10 protein-coding genes are annotated in these 11,038 nt (G+C 44.2%); 3 read left to right on the top strand and 7 right to left on the bottom strand.

What is annotated here, in order from left to right; genetic code table 11:
* Nucleotides 1–64: 64 nt before the first annotated feature.
* From RCG21_RS01820 to RCG21_RS01840, 5 genes are all read right to left on the bottom strand, one after another.
* A complete protein-coding gene (locus RCG21_RS01820) occupies nt 65–1,204 on the bottom strand; it encodes an acyl-CoA dehydrogenase (protein ID WP_133332903.1) in 1,140 nt (379 codons plus the stop codon).
* Between the two features lie 68 nt (nt 1,205–1,272).
* On the bottom strand, nt 1,273–2,403 hold the full coding sequence (locus RCG21_RS01825; protein WP_133332902.1) for an acyl-CoA dehydrogenase: 1,131 nt from the start codon (nt 2,401–2,403) through the stop codon (nt 1,273–1,275).
* A gap of 325 nt (nt 2,404–2,728) precedes the next feature.
* The gene (locus tag RCG21_RS01830) at nt 2,729–3,580 is read right to left on the bottom strand and encodes a 3-hydroxybutyryl-CoA dehydrogenase (protein ID WP_308912838.1); all 852 of its coding nucleotides are present in this window, start codon (nt 3,578–3,580) and stop codon (nt 2,729–2,731) included.
* Nucleotides 3,581–3,758: 178 nt separating this feature from the next.
* A complete protein-coding gene (locus RCG21_RS01835) occupies nt 3,759–4,946 on the bottom strand; it encodes an acetyl-CoA C-acetyltransferase (RefSeq protein WP_308912839.1) in 1,188 nt (395 codons plus the stop codon).
* A 390-nt stretch (nt 4,947–5,336) separates the two neighbouring features.
* Nucleotides 5,337–7,448 (bottom strand): 4Fe-4S dicluster domain-containing protein, encoded by a 2,112-nt coding sequence (locus RCG21_RS01840; RefSeq protein WP_133332899.1) that lies wholly within the window; start codon nt 7,446–7,448, stop codon nt 5,337–5,339.
* A 194-nt stretch (nt 7,449–7,642) separates the two neighbouring features.
* Here RCG21_RS01840 and cls point away from each other — a divergent pair, with 194 nt between their 5' ends.
* On the top strand, nt 7,643–8,845 hold the full coding sequence (cls, locus tag RCG21_RS01845; RefSeq protein ID WP_133332898.1) for a cardiolipin synthase: 1,203 nt from the start codon (nt 7,643–7,645) through the stop codon (nt 8,843–8,845).
* A gap of 24 nt (nt 8,846–8,869) precedes the next feature.
* The gene (gene uvsE, locus RCG21_RS01850; RefSeq protein ID WP_308912840.1) at nt 8,870–9,826 is read left to right on the top strand and encodes a UV DNA damage repair endonuclease UvsE; all 957 of its coding nucleotides are present in this window, start codon (nt 8,870–8,872) and stop codon (nt 9,824–9,826) included.
* On the opposite strand, the gene RCG21_RS01855 is transcribed toward uvsE, so the two are convergent.
* A complete protein-coding gene (locus RCG21_RS01855; RefSeq protein WP_308912841.1) occupies nt 9,816–10,442 on the bottom strand; it encodes a YitT family protein in 627 nt (208 codons plus the stop codon). The genes uvsE and RCG21_RS01855 overlap by 11 nt on opposite strands.
* A 140-nt stretch (nt 10,443–10,582) precedes the next feature.
* Between RCG21_RS01855 and RCG21_RS01860 the strand changes: the two genes are divergently transcribed.
* On the top strand, nt 10,583–10,705 hold the full coding sequence (locus RCG21_RS01860; protein ID WP_081810635.1) for a DUF4023 family protein: 123 nt from the start codon (nt 10,583–10,585) through the stop codon (nt 10,703–10,705).
* A gap of 43 nt (nt 10,706–10,748) precedes the next feature.
* On the opposite strand, the gene RCG21_RS01865 is transcribed toward RCG21_RS01860, so the two are convergent.
* Nucleotides 10,749–10,931 carry an H-type small acid-soluble spore protein gene (locus tag RCG21_RS01865; protein ID WP_133332895.1) on the bottom strand — a complete coding sequence of 61 codons (183 nt, stop codon included), beginning with the start codon at nt 10,929–10,931 and terminating at the stop codon, nt 10,749–10,751.
* Nucleotides 10,932–11,038 lie beyond the last annotated feature (107 nt).

The following is an 11,038-nucleotide window of genomic DNA, read 5'->3' on the forward strand; positions in this document are numbered from 1 at the left end:
TCTTTAACGGGGGAGCCTTCAAATTCCTTTTATGATTGTTCTTCAGTGCTGCACTTCTGCTTTTCTATTTCGTTACCATCCTTGAGATAACAAGGCGTTGAATTTCTTGTGTTCCTTCATAAATTTGCGTGATTTTTGCATCGCGCATAAACCGTTCTACCGGATAATCCTTCGTATACCCGTAACCGCCAAACACTTGAACTGCCTCGGTGGTCACCTTCATTGCCGTGTCACCGGCCATTAATTTAGACATCGCCGACTCTTTTCCGTAAGGCAGACCGTTTGACTCCAGCCATGCTGCTTGGTAGGTTAATAGTCTTGAAGCTTCAATCGCTGTTGCCATGTCCGCAAGCTTAAAGCTGATTCCTTGGTTCGCTGCAATCGGCTTGCCAAACTGGTGGCGTTCCTTTGCATAATCAACCGCTGCATCAAGTGCGCCCTGCGCAATTCCCACCGCTTGCGCTGCAATGCCATTGCGGCCGCCATCAAGCGTCATCATCGCAATTTTAAAGCCCTCGCCTTCTTGGCCGAGTCTGTTTTCAACTGGAACCTTGCAATCTTCAAAAATGATTTCTGTTGTCGGCGATGAACGAATACCAAGCTTCTTTTCCTTTTTGCCAACGGAGAAGCCTGGAAAATCCTTTTCAATAATGAAGGCGGTTGTTCCTCTTTGTCTGCTAGATGGGTCCGTTAACGCAAACACGACATAGATGTCTGCAATCCCGCCATTGGTAATGAAAATTTTTGAACCATTCAGGATGTAATGGTCGCCTTCCAAGCGAGCGGTCGTTCTCATCCCGCCTGCATCAGAGCCGCTTCCAGGCTCCGTTAAGCCGTAGGCACCAATTTTTGATCCTTCTGCCATGGGACGAAGATACTTTTGTTTTTGCTCTTCAGATCCGAACTTGTAAAGAGGCCAGCCCGCAAGCGAGGTGTGGGCAGAAAGTGTTACCCCGATAGATGCATCAACGCGGGAAAGTTCTTCAACTGCGATACAATAAGCAAGATAATCACTGCCAATGCCGCCGTACTCTTCCGGCCACGGAATTCCTGTTAAACCAAGCTCCGCCATTTTGTCAAAAATGGCGCGGTCAAAAGTTTCTTCCTCATCGCGCTCGGCCGCAGTCGGTGCAACCTCGTTTCGGGCAAAATCCCGGACCATTTTGCGAATCATTTCATGCTCTTCGGATAATTGAAAGTTCATTACGAGTCCTCCTTGGGTATACAGTTCGATATCTACAAAGTTAAAATTTTATCTACCTATCAAGCAATTTACAGATGCTTGCTCACAACAATGCGCTGAATCTCGCTTGTTCCTTCATAAATCTCGGTAATTTTCGCATCGCGGAAATAACGCTCAACTGGGTAATCCTCGGTATAACCATACCCGCCAAACACTTGGATCGCCTCCGTCGTCACTTCCACCGCAGTTCGAGAAGCAAACAGCTTAGCGACAGACGATTCGAAGCCGCATTTCACACCACGTTTGCGCAAATCCGCTGCTCGATAGATTAATAGTTTTGCTGCCTCCACACTTGTCGCCATATCTGCCAACTTAAAAGCAACCCCTTGCTGCGCTGCAATTGGCTTACCGAACTGCTGACGCTGCTTTGCGTAGTCCGTAGCCGCTTCTAAAGCTGCCTCGGCAATTCCAAGGGCCTGGGTCGCAATCCCAATACGGCCAACCTCTAGGTTTGCCATCGCAATTTTAAAGCCTTCGCCTTCTTCGCCAAGACGATTGGCAACCGGCACCAACATATCTTCAAATGTAAGCTGAACCGTTCTTGAACCGTGCAGCCCCATTTTCTTTTCGTCCTTACCAATAATCAGACCCGGGGTGTTTTTTTCCACAATAAAGGCTGTTATTCCACGCGCGCCTTTGTCTGGATTTGTGGACGCAAACACGATATAGACATCGGCTTCGCCACCATTGGTGATAAACGCCTTCGTGCCGTTTATTTTATAGTAATCACCATCGCGGACAGCCCGCGATTTCAGGCTGGCGGCATCAGAACCCGAGCTGGGCTCGGTTAAACAAAACGCCCCTAAATACTCCCCGCTTGCAAGCTTCGGTATATACCGTTGTTTTTGTTCTTCCGTGCCAAAATATAAAATTGGGTTTGTGCCCACCGAAGTATGAACGGAAAGAATTACCCCAACAGTCGCACTCACCTTGGAAATTTCGTGAATCGCAATGATGTAGGAGGTGAAATCCATCGCCGCACCGCCGTATTTTTCCGGAACCGGAATCCCCATTAAGCCGAGTTCACCCATTTTGCGGAGGACCTCACGTGGGAATTCACCTTGCTCCATCCGCTCGACAAATGGAGCAATTTCATTTGCTGCAAAATCCTTGACCATTTTTCGCATCATTTCTTGTTCTTCTGTGAATGTTAGGTTCATGTCCATTCCCCTTCCCGAGGATTTTGATTGTATTTACATGGCTATGTTTCGAACCAATCCTGTGGTGTTTGCAGTTAAGACCATCCTAAAGTGTTCTCTTTTGTTTGGGCTGTGTTAAACGTGGTTGTTGATTTCCGCTCCAGGATGCTCGCTTTCCGCGGGGCGGGCGGTGAGCCTCCTCGGCGCTTTAGCGCCTGTGGGGTCTCACCTGTCCCACTGCTCCCGCAGGAGTCTCGCTCCTTCCGCTCCAATCAACTTTGTTTAAATCATCATTGTTCTTTAACAAAGCCTTTGTTTAAACCAATCCTGCGTTTATCATCTCTATCTATTCATATGTGTAAAACCCGCGTCCGGTTTTCTTGCCAAGCCAGCCTGCTTTTACGTATTTGCGAAGCAATGGACATGGACGGTATTTGTCATCGCCAAAGCCTTCATGCAAGGTTTCCATAATGTACAGGCATGTATCCAAGCCAATAAAATCGGCCAGTGTTAACGGTCCCATTGGATGGTTCATACCAAGCTTCATCACTTCATCAATCGCTTCTTTCGTTGCCACACCTTCATATAGCGTATAAATCGCCTCATTGATCATCGGCATCAGAATGCGGTTTGACACGAATCCTGGATAATCATTCACTTCAACCGGTACTTTGCTCAAGGTTTTCGTCATATCTTCAATTACCTGATACACTTCATCTGAGGTTGCCAACCCGCGGATAATTTCAACGAGCTTCATCACCGGCACCGGATTCATAAAATGCATACCGATGACTTTTTCCGGGCGCTTCGTTGCCGCAGCGATTTCCGTAATCGGCAATGAGGAGGTGTTGCTGGCCAAAATGACATGCTGAGGCGTAATTTCATCAAGCTGGGCAAAGACTTTCGCCTTGATTTCCATGTTTTCAACCGCAGCTTCAATGACAAGATCGACACCGCTTGCATCCTGAAGGTCGGTAGAAGGCGTCAGTCTTGCTAACACTTCCTGCTTTTGCTCTTCCGATAGGCGGCCTTTGTCCACGTTTCTTGAAAGGTTTTTATTAATTACGCCTAAACCGCGCTCGACGAACTCCGGTTTCAAATCATTTAAAAACACTTGATATCCCGCTTGGGCACAAACTTGAGCAATTCCTGAGCCCATTTGTCCTGCACCAATGACCATTACCTTTTCAACCTTCATGTTTTTCCCTCCAAGCGGGGCTGCCCGCTCCATAGGTCAGCCCCTTTTTTATAAAATCTATGAAACTAGCCTTTTATCTGCGGAAAAATGGGTTTTATCTGCGTTACAGGGGAATTTATCTGCGTAACCCCCCATTTTATCTGCGATGTGAAATTACCACCAGAAACCGGTCAAACTTTTATGCCTTCGGAACCTCTATCATTACAGCATCACCCTGGCCGCCGCCGCTGCAGATAGCAGCAATTCCGATTCCGCCGCCGCGTCGCCTCAATTCATGCATTAATGTCAGGATAATCCGTGCGCCGCTTGCCCCAATTGGGTGACCGAGGGCAACCGCACCGCCGTTCACATTGACCTTTTCCGGGTCAAGACCGGCAATTTGGCTGCTCGCTAATGCAACTGCTGCAAAAGCCTCATTGATTTCAAACAAGTCAATTTCTTCTAAGCTTCTTCCGGTTTTTCGTAAAATTTCATTGATGACAAGTCCCGGTGTTTTAGGGAAATCCTTTGCTTCCACCGCTATCGCCGCATGCCCTAAAATAACCGCTTCCGGTTTACGACCTTCACGTTCTGCACGCTCTTCGCTCATCAGCACAAGTGCCGCTGCACCGTCATTCACACCCGGTGCATTCCCAGCAGTAATCGTTCCATCAAAATTAAATACAGGTGCCAGCTTTGCCAATCTTTCTAAAGAAGTATCTTTCCGCGGCGCTTCATCCTGTTCAACTACAACAGGCGCTCCTTTTCGCTGCGGCACTTCAACTGCCACGATTTCCTCGGCAAACTTCCCGCTTTCAATTGCAGCAATCGCCCGTGCATGACTGCGGTAAGCCCATTCATCCTGCGCCTCGCGGCTGATTTCCATTTCCTTTGCTGTTCCATTTCCGTATGTTCCCATGTGCGCGCCCGTAAAGCTGCAGCTTAAACCGTCATGAATCATTAAATCTTTAACGGAAGAGTCGCCCATTTTAAAGCCCCATCTTGCTTTTGGCAGGATATACGGTGCATTGCTCATCGATTCCATGCCGCCTGCCACAATCAGTTCCTCATCACCGGCACGAATAATTTGATCAGCTAATGTAACACTGCGCATTCCTGATGCACAGACTTTATTAATGGTTTCCGTTTTCACTTCCCATGGCAGACCTGCATGTCTTGCCGCCTGGCGTGATGGAATTTGTCCTTGTCCTCCCTGTAAGACACTTCCAAGGATTACTTCTTGGACTTCTTCAGGCTTTACATTCGCACGGTTTAACGCTTCTTTTACAGCGATTCCGCCAAGCTCTGAAGCTGTGAAGCTGCTCAAAGTACCGCCCATTTTTCCAAAAGGTGTGCGAACTCCGCTTAAAATGACCGTTTTCCCCATTCCAAACACTCTCCCATTTCCTATGTTATTAACAAAAATAATAATTTGTTTTTCGAAAGCGACTGAACGCTCGCTCGAAAAATGCCGAAAAAATGACGCAGACAAAAAGTATCTACTGCAAAAATTGATTTGATTAATTTAGCTGTCATGCTTGTTGTAGGTCTTTGATGTGTGAATTCTGTGGAAAAATAAATGAAGTTGATTTTTATTACGTATATGAAAGCGCTTTTATTCCTTCTTCTATTTTACATAAAAAACAGTAGAAGTTGAATTGTTTTACACAAAATTTTTAAAATTTCATGAATTCTTAATAAACAATCAACCTCTACTATAAACTTTTCTGTTGATTTACGCTCCAATCAACATCGGAGCAAAAATTCAATAAATGTTTTATGAAACTAATGCCTCCGGACCTCCACACACTGCTTTTTCTAGAAGTTCAGCAACGTCGTAAGTGGATACCTTTTCTTCCACTTCTTTTGCCTTTGTTCCATCTGAAATCATTGTTAAGCAGTATGGACATGCAGAGCTGATCACAGTTGAATTCGTCTCAAGAGCCTGCTCGGTTCTTGCTACGTTAATACGGTTTCCTGTTTCCTCTTCCATCCACATTAAACCGCCGCCGGCACCACAGCACATCGCCTTTTCTCTGTTTCTCTCCATTTCCATAAGCTTCACACCCGGAATTGTTTTCAGAATTTCCCGCGGTGGATCGTAGACGTCATTGTAACGGCCTAGATAGCATGAATCATGGAACGTAATCGTTTCCTCCACAGAATGCTTTGGCACCAATTTGCCATCACGGACAAGCTCATAAAGGACCTCCGTATGGTGGTACACCTCTGCCGTTAATCCGAAATCCGGATACTCATTTTTGAAAATATTGTAGGCATGCGGGTCAATCGTAACGATTTTCTTAACCTCCGCCTTTTCAAACTCTTCAATGTTTTTCGTTGCAAGCTCTTGGAACAAGAATTCATTTCCGAGACGGCGTGCCGTATCACCGGAGTTCTTTTCCTTATTGCCGAGGATGGCAAATTTCACGCCAGCTTCGTTCATTAATTTTGCGAACGAAAGGGCAATTTTTTGGCTGCGGTTATCGTAAGACCCCATCGAACCTACCCAGAATAGGTATTCGAATTCTTCACCAGCCTTGTTCATTTCCTTTACCGTAGGAACATGAACATCTTCGCGGACCTCACGCCAATTTTCGCGCTCTTTCCGGTTAAGTCCCCATGGATTTCCCTGGCGCTCGATATTCGTCATCGCCCGCTGCGCATCTGCATCCATTTTTCCTTCTGTTAACACAAGATAACGACGAAGGTCGATAATTTTATCCACGTGCTCGTTCATAACCGGACATTGATCTTCACAGTTACGGCAAGTCGTACATGCCCAGATTTCTTCTTCCGTGATAACATCGCCGATCAGGCTTGGGCTATAAAGGCCCGCTGCTGCTGCCTCTTCTGCGCCCTGACCCGCTGCGGCAAGTGCCAGTTGATTTCCTTTTGTATTCGCAAATGCGAAGGTTGGCACCCACGGCTGTTTCGAGGTAACTGCAGCCCCGTAATTCGTAAGGTGATCACGCATTTTCACGATTAAATCCATTGGTGAAAGCATTTTGCCTGTTCCGGTTGCCGGACACATATTGGTACAACGTCCGCATTCTACACAGGCATAGAAATCAATCATTTGCAGCTGGGTAAAGTCTTCAATTTTTCCAACCCCAAATGATTCCTGTGATTCATCTTCAAAATCAATTTTCTTTAACTTACCTGCCTTTTCTAAACGGTTAAAATAAACATTCGCAGGACCTGCAATTAAGTGAGCGTGCTTTCCTTGTGGCACATAAACTAAGAAGGATAATAAGAAAATTAAATGTACCCACCATGCAAAGTAGAAAACGACAATCGCCGCAGTTTTCCCTACCCATGAAAACGCTAGGGAAATGATAGAGGCAATCGGTTCAGACCAAGACGGGTCCTCTCCGTGCCAAATGATTCCCATCCCATTACCGAGCAAAACGGAAATCATTAAGCCCCCGATAAAAATCAAAACTAGACCTGACTTAAAGCCCCGCTTCAAGCGGACCAATTTTTCAATATAACGGCGATAAAATGCCCCAAGCACTGCTACTAAAATGACAAGGGTGACAATCTCTTGGAAAAAGGTAAACGCCGGATACAACGGACCAAGTGGCAGATGTGAACCCGGATGAATGCCTTTCCAAATAAAATCAATCGCGCCAAATTGGACTAAAAGGAACCCGTAAAAGAAGGCCACGTGGATGGCACCCATCTTTTTGTCCTTTAATAATTTACTCTGACCAAACACATTGACCCAAATCTTTTGCAGCCTCTCTTTGACGTTGTTGTCAAACTCAACCTTTTTGCCGAGCTTAATGTACGCAATCCGTGTTTTGACTACATAAGCGAATAGACTAACTCCGTAAGCGGTTACAACTAAGAAGGCAATGAGGTTTACCCATAAAAGACCTGTCACATCAAAACTCCCCTTTCTCACTTCATGTTTAAGAAAATTTTAAACCGAGTAAATTTTCAGAATCCTTTATCTCTATTATATAATGAATGAGCATTCAGTCAATGAAATTTTTCAAACTTTATTGCAGAAACTCAAATTCATAGAAGCGTTTTCAATTGGAAACCATAAAAATATGATGAGGAGGGAAATACCAGATGACATTTGCGGTTACTTTTATTGGAGTACTACTTCTTATCATCATATGGCTAGTCCTCGATTTTAGACTAGGAAGAAAGAAACATCACTCACAGATGAAAAATTGTGAAACTCCCATGCTTCATGGCCAGCTGGACATCTACCCGCATGGTCCTGAACTGTTTGCCGATTATTTCAAAGAAATAAAAGAAGCCAAACTGCATATTCACATTCTCTTTTATATTATCAAAAATGACAAGTTTAGCCATACTTTTTTAAAATTATTAAAAGAAAAGGCAAAGGAAGGTGTAGAAGTCAGGCTTCTGCTTGATCGCATCGGCGGCATCCGTTTAAAAAAACATTCGATAAATGAACTCCGTGAAGCTGGCGTCCACTTTTCGTATTGCAATCGAGTAAAGCTCCCCTATCTTTTTTACTCGGCACAGGTACGCAATCATCGGAAAATCACGATTATAGATGGAAAAATTGGGTATCTTGGCGGATACAACATTGGCAAGGAATACATCAACGAGGATCCAAAACTCAGCCCATGGCGGGATTACCATTTAAAACTGCTCGGTGAAGGCGCAACCTTTTTACAAAGCGAATTTCTAATTGACTGGCGGGAAAATACCAGTGAAGACTTATTGAACCACTCTAAATATTTCCCTGAAGTTTCAAAAGGTTTGATTCGCCATCAATTGATGCCGACAGAGGCTGTTACTCTGGAGAAAAAGTATCTTGGACTGCTTCAAATGGCAAAAGAGTCAATTATTATTGGGACCCCTTATTTTATTCCGAGCAAGCCGCTTTTTCAGGAATTACGTGCAGTCTTGAAGAGAGGCGTTCAACTTGCGATTGTTGTCCCCTATACCTCAGACCATGTTCTCGTACAGGAGGCATCCCATCGCTATTTAAAGACACTCTTGCGCGAGGGCGCAAAGGTTTTCCAATTTAAAAATGGTTTCTACCATGCAAAAACAATTGTCATCGACGATAAGCTTTGCGATATCGGCACCGCCAATTTTGATAAAAGAAGTTTATTTTTAAACAAAGAAATTAACTGCTATATTTATAATCCTGAATTCATTGAACGGCTGAAGGCCGTTTTGCAAAAAGATATCGAGGATTCACGGCCATTGACACTGAAGGAATTAACGAAACCCAACCTTTTCAGATCCGTGAAAGAAGGCATCGCCGGAATTTTTTCTTATTTTTTATAGCAGCAAACGACAGGAGTTTGAAAAATGAAGATTCGTTTCGGATATGTCTCGCAGGCGACGACCCTATGGGATGCCTCTCCATCAAAAACGATTACGTTTACACGTTACAGGGAGTTACAAAAAAAGGAGCAACTGGAAAAGCTACTTTCAGTGACGAAGCAAAACCTTGATCATACCTTACGAATGCTTTACTACAATATTGCCCATGAAATTGAACTCTACCGTTTTTCCAGCTCCCTAGTCCCCCTTGCCACCCATCCGGAGGTACGTTGGGATTTTGTCACTCCGTTTCAAAAGGAATGGCAGGAAATTGGAGAGGTTGTCCGTAAAAACCAGCTAAGGGTAAGTTTTCATCCTAATCAATTTACATTGTTTACTTCAAAAGATCGAAAAATTACTGAAAATGCCGTGATCGATATGGAGTATCATTTTCGGATGCTCGAGGCAATGGGGCTTGAACGGGAGTCACTGATTAATATTCATATTGGCGGTGCTTATGGGAATAAAGCGGAGGCACTCGCGCGCTTTCATCAAAACTTGACTGCCCTTCCGCTTCCGATTAAACAGGTGATGACCTTAGAAAATGATGATAAAACCTATCACACTGCGGAAACTTTGGCTGCCTGTGAAAAAGAGCAGGTTCCATTTGTGTTTGATTACCATCATCATATGGCGAATTTATGCGAGGCTTCTTTAGAGGAGTTGCTGCCGCGAATGTTTCAAACATGGGAGCGAGTAGGAATTCCGCCGAAGGTCCACATTTCCTCCCCGAAATCAGAAAAGGAATTTCGTTCTCATGCCGATTATGTCGATTTGGAATTTATCTTGCCATTTGTAAAGTTACTTACCGGGTTCGGACGGGATGTAGATTTTATGATTGAAGCAAAAGCAAAGGACCAAGCCTGCTTAAAGCTGGTGGAGGACATGAGCAGGCTGCGCGGCTTTAAAAGGGTTCGCGGTGCGGCCATTGCTATAACCTAATATTTTTAAGGGACAAATCAATCGTTTTACAGGCAATACAAAAGGTTGCCAACGAGTATACCGCCTCAAGTAGGCCAAAGACAAAAATCGAACTAAAAAAAATAAAGAAATTAAAAAACAACACATATTGCCCAATCGAAAAAGGGGTCCGCTGACTTAACATGATGGCTAAAATCTCCGTACCGTCGAGGGACCCGCCGAAGCGAATAATCATTCCCACCCCCATTCCCAAGCAAATCCCGCCGAGGAGGATGACGAGAATGGGGTTTTTGGTAAGCGCCGGAAATGGCTCAAGCATGTACAATTCCAGACTTAAAAAAAGAAGGGCACAGAGGCTGATGAGCAGAAACCTTTTTCCAAGATAAAATAAGCCAAGCAGTAAAAAAGGCGTATTTAACAGGAAAATATAGAAGCCCACTTTATAGTCGGTGATATGAGCGAGCAAAATACTAATTCCTACAATTCCGCCATCAATAATATAATTTTTCACTAATAGTAGCTGCAGGGCTGCCGCCACAAGCGATACCCCGATTAAGACCCCACCACCCCGCTTATACAAGGAGAAATGGGCTGTTCTTTTTTCATTTATATAATTTTTAATTCGCTCCTTAAACATATAGGCCCCCATCCGTTCAATTGTCCTATTCATTATGTATGGTGGAATTCCTGATTTTATCCGTAAAAAAATAAGACATGTTCCTGGGCATGATTTCAACCGTGAATGGTTAAAGTAACAAATATCAAGGAGGGATTATGATGGAGAACACAAGTGAATTTGTAAAAAAATTAGCTGAGGACAAAAAGAAACAAGACTATAATAAAACGCACCAAGGCAAGGGACATCCGGATAAAAAGCTTCCAAATAACCAGCATAATTGAAGCTGGACAAGCGAAAAGCATCGGTATGTGCACCGATGCTTTTCTATTGTTCTTCAATTAAGTTGAGGACGGGAACATCTTTTTCCTCTTCCGGGTTACTCCGTGAATAAATTCTCGCTGTTTTTGCTGCTTCATCCACATGCTGAATGATTACTGGGTTTCCCTCATAGGTAACATGTATCACATCCGCAGACTCGACGATTTCCTTCGCTCTTCCTATATTCATGAAGCTCACTCCTAACTAAAAAGTCTATTTTAATATTTACTACTTTTTGGATGGTATTCATGTTTTTGGTTTTTTATAGGTGTTAAATTTTACTGGCCAATACTGGC

The sequence above is a fragment of the Bacillus salipaludis genome (assembly GCF_030938565.1).
Lineage (GTDB): Bacteria > Bacillota > Bacilli > Bacillales > Cytobacillaceae > Neobacillus > Neobacillus salipaludis_A.

Excerpts from the sequence above, each read along its gene's own strand:
- RCG21_RS01865 (WP_133332895.1), bottom strand. The coding sequence starts at position 10,931 with ATGAATATAGGAAGAGCGAAGGAAATCGTCGAGTCTGCGGATGTGATA.
- uvsE (WP_308912840.1), top strand. The coding sequence starts at position 8,870 with ATGAAGATTCGTTTCGGATATGTCTCGCAGGCGACGACCCTATGGGAT.
- RCG21_RS01825 (WP_133332902.1), bottom strand. The coding sequence starts at position 2,403 with ATGAACCTAACATTCACAGAAGAACAAGAAATGATGCGAAAAATGGTC.
- cls (WP_133332898.1), top strand. The coding sequence starts at position 7,643 with ATGACATTTGCGGTTACTTTTATTGGAGTACTACTTCTTATCATCATA.
- RCG21_RS01860 (WP_081810635.1), top strand. The coding sequence starts at position 10,583 with ATGGAGAACACAAGTGAATTTGTAAAAAAATTAGCTGAGGACAAAAAG.
- RCG21_RS01855 (WP_308912841.1), bottom strand. The coding sequence starts at position 10,442 with ATGTTTAAGGAGCGAATTAAAAATTATATAAATGAAAAAAGAACAGCC.
- RCG21_RS01830 (WP_308912838.1), bottom strand. The coding sequence starts at position 3,580 with ATGAAGGTTGAAAAGGTAATGGTCATTGGTGCAGGACAAATGGGCTCA.
- RCG21_RS01820 (WP_133332903.1), bottom strand. The coding sequence starts at position 1,204 with ATGAACTTTCAATTATCCGAAGAGCATGAAATGATTCGCAAAATGGTC.
- RCG21_RS01835 (WP_308912839.1), bottom strand. The coding sequence starts at position 4,946 with ATGGGGAAAACGGTCATTTTAAGCGGAGTTCGCACACCTTTTGGAAAA.